Source organism: Pandoraea capi (assembly GCF_902459735.1).
In the GTDB taxonomy this organism is placed as follows: Bacteria; Pseudomonadota; Gammaproteobacteria; order Burkholderiales; family Burkholderiaceae; genus Pandoraea; species Pandoraea capi.
The window spans coordinates 228,426-254,170 of record NZ_CABPRV010000001.1; the positions used below are offsets into that span (position 1 = coordinate 228,426).

23 protein-coding genes are annotated in these 25,745 nt (G+C 62.9%); 10 read left to right on the plus strand and 13 right to left on the minus strand.

The genetic code is table 11. From position 1 onward, the window contains the following. Positions 1 to 192 precede the first annotated feature (192 nt). The 3 genes from PCA20602_RS00955 (at position 193) to PCA20602_RS00965 (ending at position 2,569) form a co-directional block, all read left to right on the plus strand. Positions 193 to 1,473 (plus strand): acetylornithine transaminase, encoded by a 1,281-nt coding sequence (locus tag PCA20602_RS00955; protein ID WP_150719591.1) that lies wholly within the window; start codon positions 193 to 195, stop codon positions 1,471 to 1,473. Between the two features lie 122 nt (positions 1,474 to 1,595). After that, on the plus strand, positions 1,596 to 2,093 hold the full coding sequence (locus tag PCA20602_RS00960) for a GNAT family N-acetyltransferase (protein WP_150719592.1): 498 nt from the start codon (positions 1,596 to 1,598) through the stop codon (positions 2,091 to 2,093). Then, positions 2,090 to 2,569: a GNAT family acetyltransferase gene (locus tag PCA20602_RS00965; protein WP_150719593.1), complete on the plus strand. Its 480-nt coding sequence runs from the start codon at positions 2,090 to 2,092 to the stop codon at positions 2,567 to 2,569. Before PCA20602_RS00960 ends, PCA20602_RS00965 begins: the two co-directional genes overlap by 4 nt. A gap of 216 nt (positions 2,570 to 2,785) precedes the next feature. On the opposite strand, the gene PCA20602_RS00970 is transcribed toward PCA20602_RS00965, so the two are convergent. From PCA20602_RS00970 to PCA20602_RS01000, 7 genes are all read right to left on the minus strand, one after another. Continuing rightward, entirely contained in the window at positions 2,786 to 3,499 is a 714-nt protein-coding gene (locus PCA20602_RS00970) for an ABC transporter ATP-binding protein (protein WP_150719594.1), read from the minus strand. Next, a complete protein-coding gene (locus PCA20602_RS00975) occupies positions 3,499 to 4,272 on the minus strand; it encodes an ABC transporter ATP-binding protein (RefSeq protein WP_150719595.1) in 774 nt (257 codons plus the stop codon). The genes PCA20602_RS00970 and PCA20602_RS00975 overlap by 1 nt, the downstream gene beginning before the upstream one ends. Before the next feature lie 21 nt (positions 4,273 to 4,293). Beyond that, positions 4,294 to 5,424: an ABC transporter permease subunit gene (locus PCA20602_RS00980; protein ID WP_246181965.1), complete on the minus strand. Its 1,131-nt coding sequence runs from the start codon at positions 5,422 to 5,424 to the stop codon at positions 4,294 to 4,296. 18 nt (positions 5,425 to 5,442) lie between these two features. Then, on the minus strand, positions 5,443 to 6,393 hold the full coding sequence (locus tag PCA20602_RS00985) for a branched-chain amino acid ABC transporter permease (RefSeq protein WP_150719596.1): 951 nt from the start codon (positions 6,391 to 6,393) through the stop codon (positions 5,443 to 5,445). Positions 6,394 to 6,605: 212 nt separating this feature from the next. After that, positions 6,606 to 7,814 carry a branched-chain amino acid ABC transporter substrate-binding protein gene (locus tag PCA20602_RS00990; protein ID WP_150719597.1) on the minus strand — a complete coding sequence of 403 codons (1,209 nt, stop codon included), beginning with the start codon at positions 7,812 to 7,814 and terminating at the stop codon, positions 6,606 to 6,608. 849 nt (positions 7,815 to 8,663) lie between these two features. Next, on the minus strand, positions 8,664 to 9,638 hold the full coding sequence (gene ispH, locus PCA20602_RS00995; protein WP_150719598.1) for a 4-hydroxy-3-methylbut-2-enyl diphosphate reductase: 975 nt from the start codon (positions 9,636 to 9,638) through the stop codon (positions 8,664 to 8,666). Between the two features lie 8 nt (positions 9,639 to 9,646). Continuing rightward, positions 9,647 to 10,102: an FKBP-type peptidyl-prolyl cis-trans isomerase gene (locus tag PCA20602_RS01000; protein ID WP_150719599.1), complete on the minus strand. Its 456-nt coding sequence runs from the start codon at positions 10,100 to 10,102 to the stop codon at positions 9,647 to 9,649. Positions 10,103 to 10,263: 161 nt separating this feature from the next. On the opposite strand from PCA20602_RS01000, the gene radC reads away from it, so the two are divergent. From radC to nadB, 4 genes are all read left to right on the plus strand, one after another. Beyond that, on the plus strand, positions 10,264 to 10,938 hold the full coding sequence (gene radC / locus PCA20602_RS01005; RefSeq protein WP_069341925.1) for a RadC family protein: 675 nt from the start codon (positions 10,264 to 10,266) through the stop codon (positions 10,936 to 10,938). A 281-nt stretch (positions 10,939 to 11,219) separates the two neighbouring features. After that, positions 11,220 to 11,453, plus strand: a complete 234-nt coding sequence (gene rpmB, locus PCA20602_RS01010; RefSeq protein ID WP_039400832.1) for a 50S ribosomal protein L28 — start codon at positions 11,220 to 11,222, stop codon at positions 11,451 to 11,453. A gap of 16 nt (positions 11,454 to 11,469) precedes the next feature. Next, positions 11,470 to 11,637, plus strand: coding sequence for a 50S ribosomal protein L33 (gene rpmG, locus PCA20602_RS01015; protein ID WP_010807102.1), 168 nt, complete (start codon positions 11,470 to 11,472; stop codon positions 11,635 to 11,637). A 243-nt stretch (positions 11,638 to 11,880) separates the two neighbouring features. Next, positions 11,881 to 13,485 (plus strand): L-aspartate oxidase, encoded by a 1,605-nt coding sequence (nadB, locus tag PCA20602_RS01020; RefSeq protein ID WP_150719600.1) that lies wholly within the window; start codon positions 11,881 to 11,883, stop codon positions 13,483 to 13,485. A gap of 100 nt (positions 13,486 to 13,585) precedes the next feature. Here nadB and nadC read toward each other — a convergent pair whose 3' ends face one another. From nadC to purN, 6 genes are all read right to left on the minus strand, one after another. Beyond that, positions 13,586 to 14,488, minus strand: a complete 903-nt coding sequence (gene nadC, locus PCA20602_RS01025) for a carboxylating nicotinate-nucleotide diphosphorylase (RefSeq protein ID WP_242559002.1) — start codon at positions 14,486 to 14,488, stop codon at positions 13,586 to 13,588. After that, a complete protein-coding gene (gene nadA / locus PCA20602_RS01030) occupies positions 14,488 to 15,621 on the minus strand; it encodes a quinolinate synthase NadA (protein WP_150719601.1) in 1,134 nt (377 codons plus the stop codon). The genes nadC and nadA overlap by 1 nt, the downstream gene beginning before the upstream one ends. Before the next feature lie 95 nt (positions 15,622 to 15,716). After that, entirely contained in the window at positions 15,717 to 16,913 is a 1,197-nt protein-coding gene (locus PCA20602_RS01035) for a DesA family fatty acid desaturase (protein WP_150719602.1), read from the minus strand. 328 nt (positions 16,914 to 17,241) lie between these two features. Continuing rightward, on the minus strand, positions 17,242 to 18,678 hold the full coding sequence (locus PCA20602_RS01040) for a mechanosensitive ion channel family protein (protein WP_174980688.1): 1,437 nt from the start codon (positions 18,676 to 18,678) through the stop codon (positions 17,242 to 17,244). A gap of 91 nt (positions 18,679 to 18,769) precedes the next feature. Then, a complete protein-coding gene (locus PCA20602_RS01045) occupies positions 18,770 to 20,050 on the minus strand; it encodes an RsmB/NOP family class I SAM-dependent RNA methyltransferase (protein ID WP_150719982.1) in 1,281 nt (426 codons plus the stop codon). 185 nt (positions 20,051 to 20,235) lie between these two features. Further along, a complete protein-coding gene (purN, locus tag PCA20602_RS01050; protein ID WP_150719604.1) occupies positions 20,236 to 20,895 on the minus strand; it encodes a phosphoribosylglycinamide formyltransferase in 660 nt (219 codons plus the stop codon). A gap of 218 nt (positions 20,896 to 21,113) precedes the next feature. On the opposite strand from purN, the gene PCA20602_RS01055 reads away from it, so the two are divergent. The 3 genes from PCA20602_RS01055 to lspA all read left to right on the plus strand — a co-directional run bounded on the left by PCA20602_RS01055 (position 21,114) and on the right by lspA (position 25,654). Beyond that, complete coding sequence (locus PCA20602_RS01055; RefSeq protein ID WP_150719605.1) at positions 21,114 to 22,106, plus strand: bifunctional riboflavin kinase/FAD synthetase; 993 nt, start codon at positions 21,114 to 21,116, stop codon at positions 22,104 to 22,106. A gap of 159 nt (positions 22,107 to 22,265) precedes the next feature. Further along, on the plus strand, positions 22,266 to 25,103 hold the full coding sequence (gene ileS, locus PCA20602_RS01060) for an isoleucine--tRNA ligase (RefSeq protein WP_150719606.1): 2,838 nt from the start codon (positions 22,266 to 22,268) through the stop codon (positions 25,101 to 25,103). Then, a complete protein-coding gene (lspA, locus tag PCA20602_RS01065; RefSeq protein ID WP_069341934.1) occupies positions 25,103 to 25,654 on the plus strand; it encodes a signal peptidase II in 552 nt (183 codons plus the stop codon). The genes ileS and lspA overlap by 1 nt, the downstream gene beginning before the upstream one ends. Positions 25,655 to 25,745 lie beyond the last annotated feature (91 nt).

A 25,745-nucleotide genomic window follows, 5' to 3' on the forward strand; every position in this document is an offset into this window, starting at 1 on the left:
ATGCTTGCCGACATGAACCTGATTGCCATCGCCTCGATCCGACGTCGCCGTACGCTGCCCCAACCGGGATGCCGCGCGGCACGCTATCGACTGCGATAACAACGCAAGTTCTCAAGCACAGCGAAGCCACGGGCAACCCCCGTGGCTTTTTTTATTCCCTCGTCTCTTTTCCCTTTGCCTCCGGAGACCGTCATGTCGCTTGCTCAATCGTCCGCCGCCGCCAACCCTTCCAACGAAGCGGCTACCGCCCCTAATGTTCGTAATGTCCGTAACGCCAGGTTCTCCGAGTACCCGACGCAGGCGCTGCTACCCATTACTACGCGCCCGGAACTCGTGTTCACGCATGGCAAGGGCGGCTGGCTGTACGACCACCAAGGCAAGCGATATCTCGATTTCATTCAGGGCTGGGCCGTGAACAGCCTCGGCCATTGCCACCCGGTGATGCGCGACGCGCTGGCCACGCAAGGTTCGTTGCTCCTCAACCCGAGCCCCGCGTACTACAACGTGCCGATGATCGAGCTGGCCGATCTGCTCGCGAAGCTCTCCGGCCTCGGCAAGGTCTTCTTCGCCAACAGCGGCGCGGAAGCCAACGAAAGCGCGATCAAGCTCGCGCGCAAGTGGGGGCAGTTGCATCCGAACCCGGCAGGCGGTGCGCGTTACGAGATCATTACGTTCAACAACGCTTTCCACGGCCGCACGCTCGCCACCATGTCCGCGAGCGGCAAACCCGGCTGGGACAAGATCTTCGCGCCGCAGGTGCCGGGCTTCCCGAAGGCCGAACTGAACGATATCGCGTCGGTCGAGGCGCTCATCGGCCCGGATACGGTCGCCGTGATGCTCGAACCGATTCAGGGCGAAGCGGGTGTCGTGCCCGCCACCGACGCGTTCATGAAGGCCTTGCGCGAGCTCACGAAGGCGCGTGGCCTGCTGCTGATCGTGGATGAAGTGCAGACGGGCTGCGGCCGTACCGGCACGCTCTTCTCGCACCAGCAGAACGGCATCGTTCCCGACATCATGACGCTCGGCAAGGGCATCGGCGGCGGCGTGCCGCTCGCGGCAATGCTCTGCGGTGACGAGTTCGCGGTGTTCCAGCCGGGCGATCAGGGCGGCACCTACAACGGCAATCCGCTGATGTGCGCCGTCGGCCTCGCGGTGATGCGCACGGTCAGCTCGCCGGGCTTCCTCGAGTTCGTTCGGGCACAGGCAGACTATCTGAGCGCGGGGTTGCAGCATCTGTCGTCGCGCTACGGAGGTCAGGGCGAGCGCGGCGCCGGTCTGCTGCGTGCGCTGCTGCTCGGTCGTGACATCGGCCCGCAACTGGTCGAAGCCGCCCGCGACATGACGCCGGACGGCCTGCTGCTCAACTCGGCGCGCCCCAACCTGCTGCGTTTCATGCCCGCACTGAACGTGAGCCGCGAAGAGATCGACCAGATGCTTTCGATGCTCGACACGCTGCTCGCCAGACACGTCTGAGCGCGGCTCACCGACCGTGCGCCAGCCCCGCTGGCAACGTTCGCTGGCAACGTTTTGATCGACGACGCTCGCCCGGACCTCGCTTCGGCGAGCGCCTATGACAATCTCAGGAGAACCCATCGATGAACGACCTGAGTCAGGGGCACCCGACACCGCCCGCCGACGCCATCGTCGAAATTTCCGCCGATCCGGCACGGCTCGACATCGGCTTCATCCATCACGCCCTGTCGACGCAGACGCACTGGGCACAGGACATTCCGCGCACCACGCTCATGCGCGCCATCAGTCACTCGCTGTGTTTCGGCGCTTACGCCACGCAAATCGAAGGCGGCGTCTCGCGACAGGTCGGTTTCGCGCGTGTGATCACGGATCACGCCACGTTCGCGTATCTGGCGGATGTGTTCGTCGCCCCCTCGATGCGTGGGCTCGGAATCGGCAAGCGTCTGTGCGAGAACGTCCTCGCCCATCCGGCATTGCAGGGGCTGCGCCGCTTCCTGCTCGCGACCACCGACGCCGCCAGCCTCTATGCCCGTTACGGCTTCGAGCCGCTCGGCCCCGTGAACAAGATGATGCAGATCCATCGGCCCGACATCTACACGGGCCAGCAGGAAGCGCCATGACCCGCCTATCCGCCGACATTCACATCCGCACGTTCGACGAAGCGGATACCGACGCCGTCATCACGCTCTGGCGTGAAGCGTTTCCGGAATACAACCGGGCCGACAAGCCGCACCGCGAGCCGCGTCGCTCGATCGCCAACAAGGTGGCCATGCGCGACGGTCTGTTCTTCGTCGCGGTGCGCGAGCGCAAGATCGTCGGCACGGTCATGGCCGGGTACGACGGCCATCGTGGCTGGGTCTATTCGCTGGCGGTGACGTCAGCGCTGCGTCGTCGCGGCGTGGCGAGTGCGCTGCTGCGGCACTCGGAGATTGCGCTGGCCGAACGGGGTTGCCTCAAGCTCAACCTGCAAGTGCTTACGCAGTCGCGGGAGGCGCTGGCGTTCTACAACGCGCATGGGTATGCCGCGGACGATGTCGTGTCTCTCGGCAAGCGACTGCCGCCCGCATCCAGCGCCGGCCCGCATGTGGCGGCCTGAAGCGCCGATGCGCCGATGCGTTGATGCATGTGCGTCGGCGTGATCGCCATCGGCAAGCGCCGCCGTTCGTGATGACGACAACACGCTGCGCCACAAGACACAAAGGGCGCCGGGAGTTGCCTCCGGCGCCCTTTGCGTGACACACCATCCGACCGGGTGGGGATCGATGGACTGGCATCGACCGATCCCTGCCCGCGCCTTGATTGACGTCTCGAATTACTCCCCGAGATACGCCGCGCGCACCTTCGGATCGTCGAGCATGTCCTTGGCGTCGCCGGTCATGGTGACCAGGCCGCTGTCCATCACGTAGCCACGGTGGGCGGCTTGCAGCGCCAGACGCGCGTTCTGCTCCACGAGCAGCACCGTCACGCCTTCGCCGGATACCGTACGCACCACCTCGAAGATCTTCTCCACCATGATCGGCGAGAGCCCCATCGACGGCTCGTCGAGCAGCAGCAGCTTGGGCTGGCTCATCAGCGCCCGCGCCATGGCCAGCATCTGCTGCTCACCGCCCGAGAGCGTACCGGCAAGCTGATCCTTACGCTCCTTCAGACGCGGGAAGATGCCGAACATCTTGTCGACGTCCTGTTTGATCCCCGCGTTGTCGTTGCGCAGATACGCCCCCATCTGCATGTTCTCGAGGATAGTCATGCGCGTGAAGATGCCGCGACCTTCCGGCACCATCGCCAGCCCCTGCTTGAGCAGATCAAACGCCTTCACCCCGCGAATCGACTTGCCCAGATACTCGATGTCGCCATCGGCCCACGGCAGCAAGCCCGTGATCGCCTTCATGGTCGTCGTCTTGCCCGCACCGTTCGCGCCGATGAGCGTGACCAGCTCGCCCGGCTGAATGCTCAGGTCGATCCCCTTGACCGCCTTGATCCCGCCGTACGCGACTTTCAGGCCCTTGATCGTCAACATTGCGCTCATCAATGGCCTCCCGAACCCAGATACGCTTCAATCACCGCCGGATTCTTCTGCACATCCTGCGGCAAACCTTCGGCAATCACCTTGCCGTAATCGAGCACCGTCATGCGGTTGCACAACCCCATCACCAGCTTCACGTCGTGCTCGATGAGCAGGATCGTGCGCCCGTCGCTACGGATCTTGTCGAGCAGACCGCGCAGCTCCACCTTCTCCGTGGCGTTCATGCCCGCGGCCGGTTCGTCCAGCGCCAGCAGCTTCGGGTCGGTCGCGAGTGCACGTGCAATCTCCAGACGCCGCTGGTGGCCGTACGAGAGGTTCGCCGCCGTGTAGTTGGCATACTTCGCCACGCCCACATACTCCAGCAACTCCATCGCACGGTCGCGGATCGCGCGCTCCTCGGCCTTCGCGCCCGGATAGCGGACGATCGCGCCGATCACCCCCATCTTCGTGCGCACGTGACGGCCCACCATCACATTCTCGACGACGGTCATGCCGCCGAACAGACGGATGTTCTGGAAGGTGCGCGCAATGCCGGCCTTCGCCACTTCGTGCACGGCGGTCGGCTTGTAAGCCGTGCCGTCGAGCCGGAACTCGCCGGAGTCCGGTGTGTAGAGACCGGTGATCACGTTGAAGAACGTGGTCTTGCCGGCGCCGTTCGGGCCGATCAGCCCGTAAATCTGCCCCGGCTTGATCTCCAGGCCCACATCGGTGAGGGCCTGCAGACCGCCGAAGCGCTTGTTCACGCCCTTGACGGACAGAAGAATTTGTTCGCTCATGTTCAGGTCATCTCCCTCGGCTTACAGAGTCCGTTCTTCCGGACGCGGCGACGGCCACAGGCCGGCCGGACGGTACAGCATGATCAGGATCATGGCCAGACCGTACAGCAACTGCCGGATCACTTCGGGATCGACGATGACGCTACCGAACAACTTCATCTGCAACGGCCCAAGGGTCGAGCGCAGGAGTTCCGGGAAAGCCGAAAGCAGCACACCGCCCAGAATCACGCCCGGAATGTGGCCCATACCGCCGAGCACCACCATCGAGAGCACGACGATCGACTCCCAGAAAGTGAACGACTCGGGCGAGACGAAGCCCTGGAACGCGGAGAACATGCCACCCGCCACGCCACCGAAGGACGCGCCCATCGCGAACGCGAGCAGCTTGATGTTGCGTGTGTTGATGCCCATCGCCTTGGCGGCGACTTCGTCTTCACGAATGGCGACCCAGGCGCGTCCGATGCGCGAGTGCTGCAAGCGCACGCAGATGAACGCGATGAGCAACGCGAAGAACACGAACAGGTAGTAGTACATGTACACCGAGTTGACCTGGATCCCGAAGAAATTGTGCGTCTTCGAGAAATCGAAGCCAAACAACGAGGCCGGTTGAATCGCCGTGATCCCCATCGGGCCGTTGGTGATGTTCACCGGCCGGTCCAGGTTGTTCATGAAGATACGGATGATTTCACCGAAGCCCAGCGTCACGATGGCCAGATAGTCGCCGCGAAGCCGCAACGTCGGTGCACCGAGCAGAATGCCGAACACCGCCGCGACCGCAGCCCCGATCGGAATCGTGAGCCACACGGGCACATGCAAACCGCCGGGGAACATCGACGCAATCCACGGGAAGTGCACCGTCAGGTGCGGAGAACTCAGCAACGCCGTGACATACGCGCCCACGGCATAGAACGCGATGTAGCCTAGATCGAGCAGGCCGGCGAAGCCCACCACGATGTTCAGGCCCAACGCGAGCATGATGTAGAGCAGCGCGAAGTCGAGCACGCGCACCCAGTAGTTGCCGCCGGCGTAGCCGACGAGCATGGGCGCGACGATCGCGGCGATCAGGAAGAACGCGAGGCCGCGATAGGCCTTGCGGGTCGCGGCGGCGGCAGAAATCTGCGTCGCCGGCGACGTTTGCACGGGTTGATTCATGATGTCGATCCTCCCCGCTTATGCACGATCTGCCACGCGCTCGCCGAGCAGACCGCTCGGACGGAACACCAGCACCACGATCAGCACGACGAAAGCAAACACGTCCTGATAGTTACTGCCGAACACGCCACCGGTCAGATCGCCGATGTAGCCCGCGCCCAGCGCTTCGATGAGGCCCAGCAGCACGCCGCCGACCATGGCGCCCTGCAAGTTGCCGATCCCGCCGAGCACGGCGGCGGTGAACGCCTTCATGCCGGGGATGAAGCCCATGTAGAAGTGCGCGTTGCCGTAGTTCGACGCCATCATCACGCCCGCCAGCGCAGCGAGACCGCCGCCGAGCGCGAACGTCGCGGAGATCACGAAGTTCGGGTTCACGCCCATGAGACCGGCGACGTTGCGGTTTTCCGCCGTCGCACGCATGGCGCGTCCGAGCTTGGTGCGGTTCACGAGCTGCGTGAGGCCGAACATGACGAGGAACGCCACGACAACGATCACGATGCCCGTGCCGTTGGTGACCGCACCCGGATGATTGCCGCGCGCCGGAATGACGGTCATGGCGTCGGTGGGCAGCAGTTGCGGGAACGAGAGGGGGTTACGCGACCAGATCAGCATGGCGATCGTCTGCAGAAGCAGCGAGACGCCGATCGCGGTGATCAGCGGCGCCAGACGCGGCGCATTGCGCAACGGCCGGTAAGCCACGCGCTCGATCACAAAGTTGGTCAGTGCACACACGGGCATACACACGAGCGTCGCAATGGCCAGCATGAGCACCGGGTTCATATCCGGCGCGATCTTCAAAAGCAGGTTGATGGTGGACAGCGCGACCATCGCACCGATCATCATCACGTCGGCGTGGGCAAAGTTGATGATGCCCAGAATGCCGTAGACCATCGTATAGCCCAGTGCAATGATCGCGTAGACGCTACCAAGCACGAGGCCGTTCAAGATTTGTTGGATAAAAATATCCATGAAGCTAACTCCTTGTCCCGGGAACGGGCTCCCGACACGCAAGCCGGATAGGGCATGCGAGGGGGTCGAGAGAACTGCGGGTTATGAGGCGTAATCCTGTGTCAGGAGGGGGGGCCGTGCCCGTCATGCAGGCACAGCGTCTTTCCGCAGATATCGATGCGGCACCGAATGGGTAGGCAACGGTGCCGCATCATGGCGCGAGAGCCTGGGAGTTACATCTTCACCACGTCGAGCACGCTCTTCTTCTTATCCTTGTAGTTGTAGAGCGTGATCACCGGCTCCTTCATGTCGCCCTTGCTGTCGAACGCGATGTGACCGATCACACCCTTGTAATCCGTTGCCGGCATGGCTGCCAGAATCTTGGCCGGATCGGTCGAGTTGGCACGCTTCATGGCGTCGATGATCACATTGACGGCATCATACGTGAACGGGGCGTAGATCTGGATCGGCTGGTTGAAACGGGCTTCGTAACGCTTGGAGAAATCGGCACCGTTTTCCATCTTCGACAGGGCCATACCTGCTTCCGAGCAGACGATGTTGTCGATGGCGTCGCCAGCGAGTTCGGCCACCTTGTCAGTACACACGCCGTCGCCGGCCAGCACCTTGGCACCGATACCCAGTTCCTTCGATTGCTTGGCGAACGGGCCACCGGTGGCATCCATACCGCCGTACATGATGATGTCCGGCTTCTCACCCTTGATCTTGGTCAGAATGGCGCGGAAGTCCGTGGCCTTGTCGTTGGTCGCGTCGTGCGAGAGCACCTTCAGGCCGTTGGCCTTGGCGGTCTTCTCGAATTCGTCGGCCAGACCCTTGCCGTACGCCGTGGCGTCGTCGACGATGGCCACCGACTTGGCGTTGAGTGCCTTCGTCGCGTAGTTGGCCAGTGCGGGACCTTGCTGAGCGTCGGTGGCGACCACACGATAGGTCGTCTTGAAGCCCTGCTGCGTGTACGCCGGGTTGGTTGCCGACGGCGAGATCTGCACGATGCCTGCATCGCTATAGATCTTCGATGCCGGAATCGTCGTGCCCGAGTTCAAGTGACCCACCACGGCAACGACCTTCTCGTCGACCAGCTTCTGGGCGACCTGCGTTGCAGTCTTCGGATCGGCGGCGTCGTCTTCTGCCACCAGTTCCAGCTTGATCGGCTTGCCGTCGATGGTCAGACCAGCCTTGTTGGCTTCTTCAACGGCGAGGCGTGCACCGTTTTCGTTATCTTTGCCCAAGTGAGCAATTTGGCCCGTCAATGGTGCAACGTGACCAATCTTGATGACAACCGCATCGCCGCCCCCGCTGGCGGCAGTCGTCGCGGCAGGTGCAGAAGCGGCACCCGAATCGGCCTGCTTTTCTTCCTTCTGACCGCATGCCGCCAACAGCGTCACTGCGGCGACTACGGGCAGTACCTTCGCGAACTTGAGTTGCATGTGATGATCTCCTGATTGTCGGCGATTTAATAACGCCAATAACGCCAAATCGATGTTTCGTATGCGAAACGCGCGCATTGTAACTCCATTCTTTGCGGCTGCGACGCCCGCAGCCACAGGGTTTTCCATAATGGAGGACTAAGGTTTTATACCGACTTGTGCAACCCTAATTTTTCAAAAGCGCAACCCCGGAATTGTGAAAGGTTTTACGCACCCGGGCGCAGCTTCCCGAGTGGCTTCATGGTGCAACCGGTGCACCATTCATGGGCCCGGATGCCATGGCAATCTAGTAAGCAATTAGCATGCCTATTAGATTTGGAATGATCTTTCTAATTAAGCAGGCATATAAATAATTAAATTCCGGAAAACCAGACGACATTCCTTATTGTTAATTCTATATCCGTTGAATTAACGAGAACGACATTCGGTTTTGGCTGCCGAGACGTTAAAAGCTACAAAATCGGATATGCGTGGATTCTGCGAAATCTCGTTCGTCAATGCGAAAGATCCGCGGGGGCGATCCTGGAAAAGTCGGGGGGAGTTCGGCGGATGATCGACGTGGACGTCAGGGTGCCTGATGGCGAAAAGGGCGCGTCGATGCCGTGCCTGCGGGCAATGTGTCGTGCGTCTGAGCGCACCGGCCCGAATCATGGAGGGGAAAAAAACCGGGACCGTCTACGACGGCCCCCGGTTTGACGGCCGTGCGGGCATTGCCACCGACCGTGAACTTTCTGTGATGCTATGCGCGACGGCGTTGCACAGTCGCTGCGGCAGCGCGGTCAATATGGCCCACCAGGGGCCGATCCGTATCGATACGGTTCGATATTGACCGAGGGGCTTCGATAGACCTCAGCCTGCGACCGCCTGCGTGAGGCCCTTGGGCAACGGGAACGCGATGTTCTCTTCCACACCGTCGAGCACCTTGACCTGATTGACGCCCAGTTCGCGCAGACGCGAGACGATCGATTGCGCCAGCACTTCGGGTGCCGATGCGCCCGCCGTCACCCCGATACGACGCTTGCCGTCGAACCATTCCGGCTTGAGCTGATCCGGCGAATCCACCATATAGGCGGGTACGCCCATCTTCTCGGCGACTTCGCGCAGACGGTTCGAATTGGAGCTGTTCGGGCTGCCGACCACAACCACCACGTCGCACTGCGGCGCCATGAATTTCACGGCGTCCTGACGGTTCTGCGTGGCGTAGCAGATGTCCTGCTTCTTCGGCTCGGTGATTTCGGGGAAGCGCTTCTTGAGCGCGTTGATGACTTCGGCGGCATCGTCGACGGACAACGTCGTTTGCGTCACAAAGGCGAGCTTGCTCTCGTCTGCCACTTGCAGCGCGAGCACGTCTTCGATCGTCTCGACGAGGAACATGCCCTCGCCCGACTGGCCCATGGTGCCCTCGACTTCCGGGTGCCCCTTGTGGCCGATCATGATGATCTCGAGCCCCTGGCTGCGCATTTTCGCGACTTCGACGTGGACCTTCGTCACGAGCGGACAGGTCGCGTCGAAAATGCGCAGACCGCGTGATTCGGCTTCGGTACGTACGGCCTGCGACACGCCGTGCGCGCTGAAAATCAGCGTGTTGCCCGGCGGAACATCCGACAGTTCCTCGATGAAAATCGCGCCCTTCTTGCGCAGATTCTCGACGACGTACACGTTGTGGACGATTTCGTGGCGCACGTAAATCGGTGCACCGTACATCGCCAGCGCGCGCTCGACGATTTCGATCGCACGGTCGACGCCCGCGCAAAAGCCGCGCGGCTGAGCCAGCAGGATTTCCGCATCCGACAGCGTCGGTGCTACGACTTGGGTGGCGCTCATTTCGATTCCTACAGAATGCCGATAATCTGGACTTCGAACACGATCGGCTGGCCCGCCAGCGGATGGTTGAAGTCGAACAATGCCCAGCCGTCGCCCAGTTCGCGCAGGATGCCCGCATAGCGGCCACCGCTCGGCGCGTTGAACTCGACCAGATCGCCAACGCTATATTCCTCGCCGAAGTTGCTGTTCTCCTGCAACGTCTTCATCGAGACGCGTTGCAGCAGTTCCGGATTGCGCGGGCCGAAAGCCTGCTCCGGCGCCAGTTCGATCCGGCGACGCTCCCCCACGGCCATCCCCAGCATCGCCTGCTCCAGCGTCGGCGCCATCTGGCCGCCGCCGAGTTGCAACGTGGCAGGGGTGCCTTCGAAAGTGTTGACAATGTCCGCGCCGTCGGGCGCGCCGATCCGGTAGTGGAGCGTCAGATAGGAATCGTCTTGAACCACGGGGGTTACAACAGAACTCATGGGGGTCTCACAGCAAGGTCAAGCTATTATTGTAAGCGACGACGCGTTGCGCGTCCGGCTCCCCATCAAAGCAGCCCCGAATTTTTCCATTCGGCGGCTGTGTTTCTTATTAGTGACACCCGCGATCATGCCTGCGACCGTGTCCGCCTTCCGGAGCCGTCATGTCCATCGCTCACTGGCCACCCGCCGAGCGCCCCCGCGAAAAAATGCTCGCCCATGGGCCCAATGCCCTGTCCGATGCGGAGTTGCTCGCCATCTTGCTGCGCACCGGCTCGCATGGCCGCAATGCCGTCGATCTCGGGCGCGAGCTGCTGGCCCGCAGCGGATCGCTCGGCAGACTGCTTGCCACACCGTTCGAGACATTGCGGCAGATCCCCGGCCTCGGTCAGGCCAAATCCCTTCAGTTTCAGGCCGCATTGGAAGTGGCGCGCCGCATGTTGCGCGAAGGCCTGCAATCCGGCTGCATGCTCGATTCTCCCGCCCGGGTTCGGGATTATCTGCGTCTCACGTTGCAGGACACCTCGCGCGAGCGCTTCGTCTGCCTGTTTCTGGACGCCGCGCACCGGCTGATCGGCACGCGGATCATGTTCGAAGGAACGCTCACGCAGACCTGCGTCTACCCGAGAGAAATCGTACGCGCCGCACTGGACCTTCATGCGGCTGCCATCATCGTCGCGCACAATCATCCGTCCGGCGTCCCCACGCCCAGCGCCGCCGATCTTGCGCTGACACGTCAGTTAGGCGACGCGCTCGCGCTGCTGGAAATTCGCCTGCTCGATCATTTCATCGTGGCCGGCGATACCGTCTATTCGCTGGCCGAAGGCGGCGACATGTAAGTCGAAGGCGAGCCGCAGATGCGTCGGGACACGAGGAAATTCGTGACGCAGTGTGACGCGGAACAACACTGTGCACATAAATTCGGCACGCCGTTCGCATTTGAGCGGCGTTTACGCTATGATCCGTCCCTTCCCCGAATCTCCGACAGACGTTTCCCGCCAGGGACTCACGTCCTACATCGACTAAAGCGATTGATTTGTCTGGGATTTTTGTGGTATTATCGCGGTCTGTCTTTTCGACTCACCTTTTTTTACACAGAATTCTGGGTTAGGAGTGCTTCATGGCACGCGTATGTCAAGTGACCGGGAAAGCGCCGATGGTCGGCAATAACGTTTCCCACGCCAATAACAAAACCAAGCGCCGTTTCCTCCCGAACTTGCAAAATCGCCGGTTCTGGGTTGAGAGCGAAAACCGTTTTGTGCGCCTGCGCCTTTCGAACGCCGGCTTGCGCCTGATCGATAAGGTCGGTATCGATGCCGTTCTCGCGGACCTGCGTTCGCGTAACGCCATCTAAGTTTTAGGAGCTCATCATGGCAAAAGGCGCTCGCGACAAGATCAAGCTGGAATCGACCGCAGGTACGGGTCATTTCTACACGACCACGAAGAACAAGCGTACCCATCCGGAAAAGATGGAAATCAGCAAGTTCGATCCGGTGGCTCGTAAGCACGTACCGTACAAAGAAACCAAGATCAAATAAGATCAACAGGTTTCATCGCAGTGGTTCGCTACTGCGTTCAATACCCCGCCTCTGGCGGGGTATTTTCATTTCAGCGTCTCGAAAATTGCAGCGCTACGCGTTGCGTAGTCCGGCGCAGCACAATATCTCCGATCTGCGCATAGGGGCATGTGTCACGGGTGTGTTGACTCGCTATACTGGCTCATCTCTCATCACGAGGATCGCGCCACCGAAAATGCGTCGATCCCAGACAGCGCGCGTACCATGAATTTCGATGTCGTCATCGTCGGCAGCGGGCTCGCCGGCCAGTCCGTCGCCTTGCATCTGGCCAACACCTGCCGCGTGGCGCTGGTCGCCAAGCGCCCCATGCCCGAAGGTGCGAGCGATTGGGCTCAGGGCGGCATCGCCGCGGTACTGGACTCCACCGACAGCGTCGACGAACACGTCGCCGACACACTCGTCGCCGGTGCCGGATTGTGTGACGAGGCGGCAACGCGCTTCATCGTCGAACACAGCCGCGAAGCCATCGAGTGGCTCATTGAGCAAGGTGTGCCCTTCACGCGCGACGCACAAGCCGAACTCGGCTTTCATCTGACACGCGAAGGCGGTCACAGCCATCGCCGCATCATTCACGCAGCCGACGCCACGGGGCATGCCGTCATTACGACGCTCACCGAGCGCGTGCGCCAGCACCCGAACATCACCCTTTTCGAGAATCACTTCGCCGTCGATCTGATTACGTCCGATCGTGCCGACGCGGCGCCGACAGCCGGACGTCATTGCCAGGGCCTGTACATCCAGGATCTCGGTACCGGTGAAGTCCACGCGGTGACCGCCCGACACACGGTGCTGGCTACCGGCGGGGCCGGGAAGGTTTATCTGTACACGACGAACCCCGATACCGCGACGGGCGATGGCATCGCCATGGCCTGGCGCGCGGGCTGCCGGATCGCGAACATGGAGTTCATCCAGTTCCATCCGACCTGTCTCTATCATCCTTACGCGAAGTCGTTCCTGATCTCGGAAGCCGTTCGGGGGGAAGGTGGACGTCTGGTGCTCCCTGACGGTACGCGCTTCATGCCTGCGCACGATCCTCGAGCCGAACTGGCGCCGCGCGACATCGTTGCGCGCGCCATCGACTTCGAGATGAAGAAACACGGGCTCGATTGCGTGTACCTCGACATCAGCCATCAAAGTCCGGAATTCCTGCGCGAACACTTCCCCACGATTCTGGCTCGCTGCGCTGAACTGGGGATCGACATCACGAAGCAACCGATTCCCGTCGTGCCGGCGGCGCATTACACGTGCGGCGGGATTGTCACCGATATGCACGGGCGCACGGATCTGCCCGGGCTGTATGCCGTGGGTGAAGCGACGTACACCGGCCTGCACGGCGCGAACCGTCTCGCCAGCAATTCGCTGCTCGAATGTATCGTGCTCGGCAAGGCCGCCGCCGAAGACATTCAGCGCGGCGAAACCACCCAGATCGCCGCCACGGACGTTCCCGCGTGGGACGAAAGCCGTGTCTCGGATGCCGACGAAGAAGTGGTCGTCGCGCACAACTGGGATGAACTGCGCCGCATGATGTGGAACTACGTCGGCATCGTGCGCACGACCAAGCGACTGGAACGGGCACAGCATCGCATCGCCCTGCTGCGCGAGGAGATTGCCGAGTACTACGCCAACTTCCGCGTCAGTCGCGATCTCCTGGAATTGCGCAATCTGGTCGACGTCGCGTCACTGATCGTCGATAGCGCCCTGGCGCGTCGTGAGAGCCGTGGCCTGCATTTCTCGCGCGACTTCCCGGACACGCTGCCGAAAGCCCTCCCGACGGTGCTTTCGCCAGCGCTACCGCGTCGCACGCGCTGATCGCTTTCGCAAAAGACGACAAGGCCGCAGGCATTACCCCGCGGCCTTGTCGTTTCGAAGCGTCTGAGGCTTCGCAAGCCAATCCATCACATCGTGACGCTTATCCCACCGTCTCCAGAATGCGCATGGAGAAGTCCGCTGCGCGAACGTCCTTGGTGAGGCCGCCGACAGAAATACGGTCGACGCCCGTCTCCGCAATCGCTCGCAGCGTTTCCAGATTGATCCCGCCGGACGCTTCCAGCACGGCACGCCCATCGGCCACACGCGCGGCTTCGCGCATCATTTCCAGCGTGAAGTTGTCGAGCAGGATCGACGTCGCGCCACACGCCAGAGCGGTCTCGAGTTCTTCGAGCGACTCCACTTCGATCTGCACCGGCGCGCCGTCCGACAGACGATCGGCGTTCGCCAGCACCTGACGAATGCCGCCTGCCGCCGCGATGTGATTCTCCTTGATGAGAATGCCGTCGTAGAGCGCGAGACGCTGATTCGCCCCGCCGCCCACGCGAACCGCGAACTTCTGCGCGAGACGCAGCCCCGGCAGCGTCTTACGCGTATCCAGCACGCGCGCCTTTGTCCCTTCGACGATGTCCGCGTAACGACGCACGGCCGTCGCGACACCCGAGAGCAACTGAAGGAAGTTCATCGACGTACGCTCGCCGGTCAGCAGTGCGCGCGCCGGGCCGTAAATGTCGCAGACCGGCGAATCGGGCGTCATGCGCTCGCCTTCGCGGTAGTGCCACTGCACACGCACCGAGGCATCGACGCCCAGCATGCAGCGCTCGAACCAACGCACGCCACACAGCACCGCCGACTCACGCACGATGATTCGCGCATGCGCCATTTCGTCCGACGGCACGAGCAAGCCCGTGAGGTCACCGCTGCCGATGTCTTCTGCCAGTGCGTCCTGCACGTTGCGCGAGAGCGCCGCTTCGAGCGGCTCGCCGAACGTCGTGAATTCGGGAGACAGCGCTTCGGCAGTGTTCAACGTTTTCGATTGCGTCATTATGCGGGGCCCACGCCCGAGAACAGCGCGCCGTCGCGCGCAAAATCACCGCTGGCGCGCACGTTCTGCTTGCGCGCTTCGGCGAACGTCAACATACGATCGATACAGGTATGCGCGCGGCGGCCAATGTCCGGATCGACGTGAATTTCATTGGCCCCCGACTCCAGCACTTCCGCCAGATTCCGCAGGCTGTTCATCGCCATCCACGGGCAATGCGCGCAGCTCTTGCAGGTGGCGCTGTTGCCCGCTGTCGGCGCTTCGATGAAATGCTTGCCCGGTGCTGCGGCGCGCATCTTGTGCAAGATGCCGTTGTCAGTGGCGACGATGAATTCCGTGGCGTCCATGGTCTGCGCCGCCGCAATCATCTGCGACGTGGACCCGACGACATCCGCCAGCGCGACGACTGCCGCCGGCGACTCCGGGTGCACCAGCACCTTGGCGTTCGGGTGCGCGCGACGCAGCAGCTCGAGTTCGGTGCCCTTGAACTCGTCGTGCACGAGGCATGCGCCCTGCCACAGCAACATGTCGGCGCCCGTCTGCTTCTGGACGTAGCTGCCCAGATGGCGGTCTGGCGCCCACAGAATCTTTTTGCCCTGTGCATGCAGATGCGCCACGATTTCCAGGCCGATGGACGACGTCACCATCCAGTCCGCACGCGCCTTCACGGCTGCGCTGGTATTGGCATAGACGACAACGGTACGGTCAGGATGCGCATCGCAGAATGCGGCGAATTCGTCGGCGGGGCAACCCAGATCGAGCGAGCACGTCGCGTCGAGATCGGGCATCAAAATGCGTTTTTCGGGACTGAGAATCTTCGACGTCTCGCCCATGAAGCGCACGCCGGCCACCACCAGCGTTTTGGCCGAATGATTCCGGCCGAATCGCGCCATTTCGAGCGAATCGGCCACGCAGCCACCGGTCTCCTCGGCGAGGTCCTGCAAGTCGGCGTCGACATAGTAGTGGGCCACAAGCACGGCATCCTGCTCGACGAGCAAGTGCTTGATTTTGGCCTTGAGCGCCGCGCGTTCCTCCTGCGACGGCGCATCCGGGACGCGTGCCCAGGCATGGGCAACGCACGTGGCGCCGCTCGGTGCGGGGCGCTCGAATTCTACGGATTTGAGTGAGGCATTCATTTTTGCGTGGCCCGTGGGATAGGCCGGGAATGACAAAACCCCGCCGTGGCGGGGTTTCGATTATGCGTCAAAAACAGATTTCTGGCTGCGCCTGTTCACGCGTAGCGGCGCAAACGCGTCGCGAATTCCTGCAATGCGTGAATACCGCTCTGCTCTGCACGATGGCACCAGTTCTGCAACTGACCCAGCAACTGCTCACGCGAGGCATTCGAACGATCCCAGATACCGGCCAGTTCGTTGCGCAGTTCGTAGTACGTCTTCACGGCATTGCTGTGTGCGAAGATCTCGCCGAGTTGCTGCTTTTGCGGCTCTTGCAGCGAGGCTTCGTCGTGATGCAGCCACTTGCGCGCGCCGCGGAGCAACTGGTATTCGCCGTGCTGACGCTTGTCCTTGAAGCGCGCCAGTTCCTCGCCGTAGGCACGCTTGAAGGTCTTGGCATAACGCGCCATCACTTCGTAGCGGTTCGAGAGCACGGCTTGCAACGTATCGTCGTCGCAGGCCGCCTTGACCTTCGCGAGCTTCGGCGTCGGCGCGATCTTCTTCACCTTGGCCAGCCCCACCAACGACAGCGTACGGATGTACAGCCAGCCGATATCGAACTCGTACCACTTGTTCGACAGCTTGGCCGACGTCGCGTAGGTATGGTGGTTGTTGTGCAGTTCTTCGCCGCCGATGATGATGCCCCACGGCAGCAGGTTCGTCGACGCGTCGGCGCAGTTGAAGTTGCGGTAGCCCCAGTAATGGCCCAGACCGTTGACGACACCGGCCGCCCAGAACGGAATCCACACCATCTGCACGGCCCACACGGTCAGACCGATGGCGCCGAACAGCGCGATGTCGATGATCATCATCATGCTGATGCCGAGAATCGGGAAACGCTTGTAAATGTTGTTCTCGATCCAGTCGTTCGGCGTGCCGTGGCTGAACTTGCGCAGCGTTTCTTCGTTCTTCGCTTCAGCGCGATAGAGTTCGGCGCCTTCGGCCAGCACCTTCCACAGGCCGCGCGTTTGCGGGCTATGCGGATCTTCCGGCGTTTCGCACTTGGCGTGGTGCTTGCGGTGGATGGCAGCCCACTCGCTGGTGATCATGCCCGTGGTCATCCACAGCCAGAGGCGGAAGAAGTGGGCGACGACCGGATGCACATCGAGGGCGCGGTGCGCCTGGCAACGATGCAGATAGATGGTGACCGCGGCAATCGTCACATGGGTGACGGCCAGCGTGAAGAAAAAGATCTCCCAGCCGCTCCAGTCGAGCAGGCCGGTCGAGAGAAATCCAAGGAGACTGTCCAGCAAAATATCACTCCAAACTAATCAATACGGTAGCCATCACGGCAAGGTCCAGCGAAGCCGTGTCTTGTCTTGTCGGGCCGAAGCGGCCGATGTGGACATAGGCCGTCGCGTCAGGTCTCGTTCTTGCGCTCGCTTGACGCTTGGATTCGCTGGAGGTCGGCAAGTTGCGGATGCCGTGCGATATGGGCGGAAAACGTGCCAGTGAACGTCTGGTTTTTATGGTTTGGGACGCATTTTACCCGACGCACCGACGCCCGTGTGTAGCCTGTCAGCCACGCATTTTGTCGCAGGTCAACCCGGCGTCCGGGAAAAACGTAGAGAAATCGGTCTATCAGGCCTTCTTTCCGGCGTCATCCGCCTGTGGTGACGCCAGTTGGGGCGGCACGGCGGGCGATGACGCAGACGCGGGCAAGGCGTCCACCGGCAAATCAGGGCGGTCGACCGGGGGATGGGGGACTTCCGCAGGAATGCCGTCCGCCCAGTCGTTCAGAATGCGTATTTCGCGCTGCGCATACGGAATTTCAATACCCTGCTCACGAAATGCGCGCCAAATCCGTAAATTAATCTCGGAACGGATGGCGCCGCTGCCCTGCGCCGGATCCTGCACCCAGAAGCCCATTTCCAGATCCATCCCATCGGCAGCGAAATTCAGCAGCAATGCCGAGGGCGCCGGATCGGACAGCACGCGGGGAATGCCCTCCGCGGCCTTGAGCATCAGCGACATCGCCAGTTCGACATCGGCGCTGTAAGCGACCTGAACACTCACTTTCGCCCGGCCGCGCGTCTCGGTGAACGAGTGATTCTGGACGACGTTCGTCACGAGCTGTTCGTTCGGCACCAGCGCTTCAACGCCATCCAGCCCGCGTACCACCGAATACCGCGTGTTGATTTGCGACACGGTGCCGTGATACGTCGACACCGTAATCAGGTCGCCGATCCGCACCGAGCGATCCAGCAAGATGATGAATCCCGACACGAGGTTCGACGCGATCTTCTGCAAGCCGAAGCCCAACCCCACGCCAAGCGCCCCGCCGAACACACCGAGCACGGTGATATCGATGCCCACGAACGACAGCGTCGCGAGCACGGCGACGAGCGTCAGCAAGCCTTTGATCAGCCGCGAGAGCACCACTTTCAGGTTGCCGTCGAGCGTGGTCGTGCGCATGATCCGGTCTTCGATCAGCGAGCCGACCCACATCGCCAGCACCAGCGTCACACCGATCCAGAGCACGCCCGAGAGTATCGAGAGCAACGTCAGATGACTCGTGCCGACGGCGAACTTCACGCTGGCAAGCCATTTGAGGATGTCGTCATGCACGCCCAGCACGTAGGCGAGCATCGACAGCCACGCAAGCGTCGTGAACACCCGCTCGAACACCTTCAGCAAGCCAGAGGCGTGGGGCGATGACGCGAACAGCCGACGTGCGAAGTAGAACGCGAGATAGATGAGCGCCGTGCCGAACAGCGGGACTTCCGCGAGCATCAGCAGCGAGACGTGCATGTACTCCTGAAGCACGACACGCGTGAGCGCCACGCACATCCAGCCAAACATCGGGAAGAAGGAGCGGCGCAGGCTCGACGATCCCGCGCGGCGGGCCGGCGCGACACGTTCGAAGTGACGGTCAAGACGACCGATCATCCAGCGACGCAGCACGAACGCGACGGCGAGCGCGCCGACGAGCGCCACGATCTGCCAGATGATCTGCGTATCGCCGAAGTCACGCACGACATCCCGCACCAACCTCGCGAAAGCCGGACTTTCCTGCATCGCCATATCCCTTCTATCTTTTCTTGTCGTTCGCCGGGACTAGCCGGCGCGGCGCTTCCGGGCGCCACACGGGCGCCCGTCGAAATACACTTTACGCTTTCGCGGCGGCGCGACGCTCGAATACGGCCGCAAAGAAGCCGTCCGTCGCGTTTCGGTTCGGCAGCAATTCGAGATACTTGCCCGTGTCGAGTCCGATTTTCTGCGCCGCGAGCAACTCGTTTGCGGGCAGCAGCACGAAGTCCGGATGGGCGGCGGCGAAGGCCTCGGCAATCGCGCTGTTCTCTTCCGTCAGCAAGCTGCAAGTCGCATACACGAGACGACCGCCCGGCTTCACCAGACGCGCGGCACTCGCGAGAATCGACGTTTGCTTCTGCGTCAGTTCCTCGACGGACTGCGGCGACTGGCGCCACTTCAGATCCGGATTCCGGCGCAGCGTGCCAAGCCCACTGCACGGCGCGTCGACCAGCACACGGTCGATCTTGCCGGCCAGACGCTTGATCTTGCTATCGTTCTCGCTGTCGATCATGACCGGATAGACGTTCGACAGACCACTGCGCGCCAGACGCGGCTTGAGCTTCGCCAGACGCTTTTCCGACACGTCGAACGCATACAGACGCCCGGTCGAGCGCATCTGCGCACCGATCGCGAGCGTCTTGCCGCCGGCACCGGCGCAGAAGTCGACGATCATCTCGCCACGACGCGGCGCGACCAGTTGGCACAGCAACTGGCTACCCTCGTCCTGCACCTCGATCGCGCCGGACATGAACAGCGGATGCTTTTGCAGCGCCGGCTTGCCCGACAGACGGATGCCATTGGGCGCGAGCGGCGTCGGCTCGGCCGAGAAGCCGTCTTCGCGCAGCTTGGCGAGCACATCGTCCCGGGTCGCCTTGATGAGGTTCACACGGCAGTCGAGCGGCGCGGGCTGATTCAGCGACGCAGCGAGCGCTTCGAGCTCGGCCCCGTCGAAACGCTTGGCCAGACGGTCGTACAACCACTCCGGCAAGTTAGTGCGCACTCGCGGTGCAAGGCTGGCGGGGTCGATCTGACCAACGTGTTCGAGCCAGGCCGCTTCGTCCGGCGTCGCCACCAGTTCCACCGACGCGATACCCCGCGTGAAGGCGAGACCGAGCAGCGCCAGACGGCGTTCCTGCGACCCCGTGCCGCTCACGGCGTGCTGACCGAATTCGAGCTTGCGGCGCAGAATGGCGAATACCGTCTCCGCCAGCACACCGCGCTCCCGATGTCCGAGCTTGTCGTTGGCACGGAAGTAAGTGCTGACGAGCGTATCGGCCGGGCCGGTGAACGTCAGAACGCTGCCGAGCAGTCGTTGCGTATGTTCGAAGAGTGCCGGCGGCAGACGCTCGCCGCGCATGCCGGTCCCGCCGACGACGGGCGGCGCGTCCTGACGGCGATCGTTGCGCGAACGGTCGTAGCGATCCGGGCGGACATAGCCGCGATCATTGCCACCTTTGGAAGGATGACGGGCATCGGACGAACGGCCGCCGGAGCGGTGACTGGATTGATTGGCGCCATCGCGGCGCTGGGTCGGGCGGGTGCTCATGCGTCCTCACCAAAAAGCCATTGCGAATCTTGCGAATCGGAAGTGCCGTCGGCACGCGGGGCGAGCGTCACGCGGCCATCGGCCACGACCAGACGATCTTCCACGAACCAGCGCACGGCGCGCGGGTAAATGATGTGTTCGAGCGGCAGAATGCGCTCTGCCAGTGTCTCCGGCGTGTCGCCGTCGCGCACGGGTACGGCCGTTTGCAGCACGTACGGGCCGTGATCGAGCTCAGCGGTCACGAAATGCACGGTGGCGCCGACGATCTTGCAGCCGGCTTCCAGCGCGCGGGCGTGCGTTTGCAGGCCCGGGAAAGCGGGCAGCAGCGACGGATGAATGTTGATGAGCCGCCCGGCGTAGCGCTCGGTGAACGCCGGCGTGAGAATGCGCATGAACCCGGCGAGCACGACCAGATCGGGTTGATGACGGTCGATCTCGGCGGCGAGTTCGGCGTCGAACGCCTCGCGGGTCTTGCCGCGACTCGGCACGATGGCCGTGGCAATGCCGTTTTCCTGCGCGAACTCCAGGCCGTCGGCCTCGGGACGATTGGCGATGATGGCGGCCACGCGGGCCGGCCAGCCTTCTGCGGTACAGGCCCGGACGATGGCCTGCATGTTGCTGCCTCGTCCGGAAATCAGGATGACAATGTTCTTCATCGCCGGATTTTATCATTGGCGCGGCGCACCAGACAGCGCGATGCGCGCCGCGATGGCCCCGAAGCGTTTATAATTCAACGTTCTGCGGCGCCGCAATGTCGGATCGGCCGTCCTGCGCGGTCCGGGCCCTGCCCCGCCGTCACAGGCCGCCGGGCCTTCCCAGCCACGCCGCGCGGTTCATCCCATATATCAACGTCCTGTACTGACGCTTCCTTATCGTGCGAGTCTTCCGGGGTCTACCCAACGCGCAAAGCAAAGCGCCCTGCGTGCTGACGATCGGCAATTTCGACGGCGTGCACCTGGGCCACCAGGCACTGCTCGCGCGCGTGCGCGCGGCGGCGGCTGCGCGCGGCTTGCCGGTGTGCGTGATGACGTTCGAGCCGCATCCTCGCGAATACTTCACCCCCGACCGTGCGCCCGCCCGTATCTCGAACCTGCGCGACAAGTTCGAAGCGCTGCGCGCACACGGCGTCGACCGTCTGGTGGTCGAGCACTTCAACGCGCATTTCGCCGGTCAGTCGCCCGAAGACTTCGTGCGCAACATCATTGTCGACGGCCTGCACACCCGCTGGCTGCTCGTCGGCGACGACTTCCGCTTCGGCGCCAAGCGCGCGGGCGATATCGAATACCTGCGCGACGCCGGCCGTCGCTTCGACTTCGTCGTCGAACAGATGCCGACCATCGCGCACGACGGCGTGCGCATCTCCAGCTCGGAAGTGCGCGCCGCGCTCGCCGACGGCAACTTCGAGCGCGCGCATGCGCTGCTCGGCCGTCCGTACGCGATCACCGGCCACGTCGTGCACGGCATGAAACTGGGGCGCAAGCTCGGCTTCCCGACGCTCAATCTGCGCATCGCCCACAAGCATCCCGCCCTCACCGGCATTTTCGTCGTGCAGGTTCACGGCCTGGCGGACAAACCGCTGCCGGCCGTGGCGAGTCTCGGCCTGCGCCCGACCGTGGACGATTCCGGCCGCGTACTGCTCGAAGTCCATCTGCTCGATTTCTCGGGTGATTGCTACGGCAAGCTGGTGCGCGTGGAATTCCTGCAGAAGCTGCGGGACGAAGCGAAATTCGACGGACTGGCCGAACTCGAAGCCGCCATCGCGCAGGACACGCGCGAGGCGCGCGCCTATTTCGCCCATGCGCTCGACGCCAACGGCCCGAGCGCACGACGCGACTTCGCCACCTCGGCCACCGACCGAATTAGTTGATCTTCGCCCGCGTGCGCCGGCGCCCAGCGCCACGCGCGCGGCCCGCCGCCGTCTCTGGCACCCGCCCGGACGTTGCACCGTCGGCCACGAAACAGGCCCGGCAACGTCACCGGCGCGAGCGCCCCACACCCGACATCCCAAATTCGAAGCGTTGCACCCATGAGCGAAAAGAAAGCCCCGAGCAAATACCCCGTCAACCTGCTGGACACGCCGTTCCCGATGCGTGGCGACCTGCCCAAGCGCGAGCCGCTGTGGGTCAAGCAATGGCAGGAAAAGAAGATCTACGACAAGATCCGCCAGGCCAGCAAAGGCCGTCCGAAGTTCATCCTGCACGACGGCCCGCCGTATGCGAACGGTGACATCCACATCGGTCACGCGGTCAACAAGATCCTCAAGGACATGATCGTCAAGGCGCGCAGCCTCGCGGGCTTCGACGCCGCCTACGTGCCGGGCTGGGACTGCCACGGCATGCCCATCGAAATCCAGATCGAAAAGCAGTTCGGCAAGCACCTGCCCGTGCGTGAAGTGCAGGAAAAGGCGCGCGCCTACGCCGCCGTGCAGATCGAGCGCCAGAAGGCGGACTTCGAGCGTCTGGGCGTGCTGGGCGACTGGGACAATCCGTACAAGACCATGAACTTCTCCAACGAAGCGGACGAGCTTCGCGCGCTGGCAAAGATTCTGGAGAACGGTTACGTGTATCGCGGTCTGAAGCCGGTGAACTGGTGCTTCGACTGCGGCTCGGCGCTGGCCGAAGCGGAAGTCGAGTATAAGGACAAGACCGATCTGGCCATCGACGTGGGCTTCGCCTTCGCGGAACCGGAGAAGGTCGCCAAGGCGTTCGGTCTGCCGAAGCTGCCGCGTGAAGACGGTTACATCGTCATCTGGACGACGACCCCCTGGACGATCCCGTCGAACCAGGCGCTCAACGTGCATCCGGAAGTTGAGTACGCCCTCGTCTCGACCGAACGCGGCCTGCTGATCCTCGCGACCGATCGCGTCGAAGACTGCCTGAAGACGTACGGCCTGCACGGCGAGATCGTCGCCCGCACGAAGGGCGAAGCGCTCTCGCTGATCCGCTTCCGTCACCCGCTCGCGAGCGCCGATGCCGGTTATGACCGCACGTCGCCCATCTACCTCGGCGACTATGTGACGACCGATACCGGTACCGGTATCGTGCACTCGGCGCCGGCCTACGGCGTGGAAGACTTCGTGTCGTGCAAGGCGCACGACATGCCGGACTCGGAAATCCGCATGCCGGTGCTCGGCGACGGTCGCTATCAGGACAGCCTGCCGCTGTTCGGCGGTCAGTCGATCTGGGATGCCAACCCGCAGATCGTCGAAGCGCTGCGCGACGCGGGCTCGCTGTTCCACTCGTTCAAGTACACGCACAGCTACATGCATTGCTGGCGTCACAAGTCCCCGATCATCTACCGCGCGACCAACCAGTGGTTCGCCGGTATGGATGTGAAGCCGGTCGACGGCGCGCCGGGCAACGGTCAGACGCTGCGCGAAATCGCGCTCGCCGGCATCGAAGCCACGGAGTTCTTCCCGTCGTGGGGCAAGCAGCGCCTGCACAACATGATCGCTCACCGCCCGGACTGGACGCTCTCGCGCCAGCGCCAATGGGGCGTGCCGATGGCGTTCTTCGTCCACAAGGAAACCGGCGCGCTGCACCCGCGCACGCCCGAGTTGATCGAAGCCGTGGCCAAGCGCGTGGAGCTTGAAGGCATCGAAGCGTGGCAGACGCTCGACCCGGTCGAACTGCTCGGCGACGAGGCCAAGGATTACGTAAAGAACCGCGACACGCTCGACGTGTGGTTCGACTCGGGCACCACGCACTGGCACGTGCTGCGCGGCTCGCACGCACATGAGCTGGGCTTCCCGGCCGACCTGTATCTGGAAGGCTCGGACCAGCATCGCGGCTGGTTCCATTCGTCGCTGCTCACCGCTTCGATGCTCGACGGCCGTGCGCCCTACAAGGCGCTGCTCACGCACGGCTTCACCGTCGACGGTCAGGGCCGCAAGATGTCGAAGTCGGTCGGCAACACCATCGTGCCGCAGGAAGTCGCGGGCAAGCTGGGGGCTGAAATCATCCGTCTGTGGGTGGCATCGACCGACTACTCGGGCGAGTTATCGATCTCGGACGAAATTCTCAAGCGCGTGGTCGAAAGCTACCGTCGTATCCGCAACACGCTGCGCTTCCTGCTCGCGAACCTGGCCGATTACGACCATGCGAAGCACGCGATGCCCGCGGACCAGTGGCTGGAAATCGACCGTTACGCGGTGGCGCTGGCGCAATCGCTGCAAACCGAAGTGCTCGGCCACTACGACCGTTACGAGTTCCACCCGGTCGTGTCCAAGCTCCAGACGTTCTGCTCGGAAGATCTCGGCGGCTTCTACCTCGACATCCTGAAGGACCGTCTGTACACGAGCGCACCCGATGCGCCCGCACGTCGCGCCGCCCAGAACGCGCTGTATCACATCACGCACGGTCTGCTGAAGGTCATGGCCCCGTTCCTGTCGTTCACGGCGGAAGAGGCGTGGCAGGTGTTCCAGCCGGGCAACGACACGATTTTCACGCAGACGTACTACGCTTACCCGGAAGTGGCGGAAGGCACGCGTCTGCTCGAGAAGTGGCACCTGTTGCGCACGGTGCGCGGCGACGTCACGAAGGCGCTCGAAGAAGCCCGCGCCGCCGAGCAGATCGGTTCGTCGTTGCAGGCGGAAGTGGACGTGCGCGTCTCGGGCCGCAAGTACGACGTGCTGGCCAGCCTCGGCGACGATCTGCGCTTCGTGCTGATCACCTCGGCCGCCAAGGTCACGCAAGTCGCTTCGGAAGCGGAGGAAGGCGTGGTGGTGACGCCGTCGACGCATCAGAAGTGCGAGCGCTGCTGGCACTATCGTGAGGACGTGGGCGCAGACGCCGCTCACCCGACCCTTTGCGGACGTTGCGTGTCGAACCTCTTCGGCAGCGGCGAACACCGGAGCGCGGCATAATGGCAAGCAAAGCAGGTGCACGTACGAGTGCAAAGCGTAGCGGATCGGGATCGGGCGGCAGCGCCCGCAGCGGCGCCACCTTCGGGCTGGCACCGTGGCTGGGGATCGCGGTCATTGCGATCCTGCTCGATCAGGTGACCAAGCTCACGATTCTGAAAACGTTCCAGTACGGCGAATTCCGCCCGCTGACTTCGTTCTTCAATCTCGTGCTGGTGTACAACAAGGGCGCGGCGTTCAACTTCCTCGCCTCGGCCGGTGGCTGGCAGCGCTGGTTCTTCACGCTGCTCGGCGTAGTGGCGGCAACGGTCATCATCCTGCTGCTCAAGCGTCACAACGGCCAGAAGATGTTCTGCCTGTCGCTGTCGCTGATTCTCGGCGGCGCGCTGGGCAACGTGATCGATCGCGTGATCTACGGGCATGTGATCGACTTTCTGGACTTTCACGTCGGCGGCTGGCACTGGCCGGCGTTCAACGTGGCCGACTCGGCCATTTGCGTGGGCGCGGTGCTGCTGGTGATCGACGAGTTGCGACGCGTGCGGCGCGGCAAATAGCGCCGGCAGGCGTGGCGCGAACGCTCGCACGGCGTTGTCCGTGCGGCGGATCGGCAAGCAGCAAATACCGTCGCGGCGCCCTGGAGGCGCC

Coding starts and splice junctions, on each gene's coding strand:
- PCA20602_RS00955 (WP_150719591.1), top strand. CDS start 193: ATGTCGCTTGCTCAATCGTCCGCCGCCGCCAACCCTTCCAACGAAGCG.
- PCA20602_RS00960 (WP_150719592.1), top strand. CDS start 1,596: ATGAACGACCTGAGTCAGGGGCACCCGACACCGCCCGCCGACGCCATC.
- PCA20602_RS00965 (WP_150719593.1), top strand. CDS start 2,090: ATGACCCGCCTATCCGCCGACATTCACATCCGCACGTTCGACGAAGCG.
- PCA20602_RS00970 (WP_150719594.1), bottom strand. CDS start 3,499: ATGAGCGCAATGTTGACGATCAAGGGCCTGAAAGTCGCGTACGGCGGG.
- PCA20602_RS00975 (WP_150719595.1), bottom strand. CDS start 4,272: ATGAGCGAACAAATTCTTCTGTCCGTCAAGGGCGTGAACAAGCGCTTC.
- PCA20602_RS00980 (WP_246181965.1), bottom strand. CDS start 5,424: ATGAATCAACCCGTGCAAACGTCGCCGGCGACGCAGATTTCTGCCGCC.
- PCA20602_RS00985 (WP_150719596.1), bottom strand. CDS start 6,393: ATGGATATTTTTATCCAACAAATCTTGAACGGCCTCGTGCTTGGTAGC.
- PCA20602_RS00990 (WP_150719597.1), bottom strand. CDS start 7,814: ATGCAACTCAAGTTCGCGAAGGTACTGCCCGTAGTCGCCGCAGTGACG.
- ispH (WP_150719598.1), bottom strand. CDS start 9,638: ATGAGCGCCACCCAAGTCGTAGCACCGACGCTGTCGGATGCGGAAATC.
- PCA20602_RS01000 (WP_150719599.1), bottom strand. CDS start 10,102: ATGAGTTCTGTTGTAACCCCCGTGGTTCAAGACGATTCCTATCTGACG.
- radC (WP_069341925.1), top strand. CDS start 10,264: ATGTCCATCGCTCACTGGCCACCCGCCGAGCGCCCCCGCGAAAAAATG.
- rpmB (WP_039400832.1), top strand. CDS start 11,220: ATGGCACGCGTATGTCAAGTGACCGGGAAAGCGCCGATGGTCGGCAAT.
- rpmG (WP_010807102.1), top strand. CDS start 11,470: ATGGCAAAAGGCGCTCGCGACAAGATCAAGCTGGAATCGACCGCAGGT.
- nadB (WP_150719600.1), top strand. CDS start 11,881: ATGAATTTCGATGTCGTCATCGTCGGCAGCGGGCTCGCCGGCCAGTCC.
- nadC (WP_242559002.1), bottom strand. CDS start 14,488: ATGACGCAATCGAAAACGTTGAACACTGCCGAAGCGCTGTCTCCCGAA.
- nadA (WP_150719601.1), bottom strand. CDS start 15,621: ATGAATGCCTCACTCAAATCCGTAGAATTCGAGCGCCCCGCACCGAGC.
- PCA20602_RS01040 (WP_174980688.1), bottom strand. CDS start 18,678: ATGCAGGAAAGTCCGGCTTTCGCGAGGTTGGTGCGGGATGTCGTGCGT.
- PCA20602_RS01045 (WP_150719982.1), bottom strand. CDS start 20,050: ATGCGCGGCGAGCGTCTGCCGCCGGCACTCTTCGAACATACGCAACGA.
- purN (WP_150719604.1), bottom strand. CDS start 20,895: ATGAAGAACATTGTCATCCTGATTTCCGGACGAGGCAGCAACATGCAG.
- ileS (WP_150719606.1), top strand. CDS start 22,266: ATGAGCGAAAAGAAAGCCCCGAGCAAATACCCCGTCAACCTGCTGGAC.
- lspA (WP_069341934.1), top strand. CDS start 25,103: ATGGCAAGCAAAGCAGGTGCACGTACGAGTGCAAAGCGTAGCGGATCG.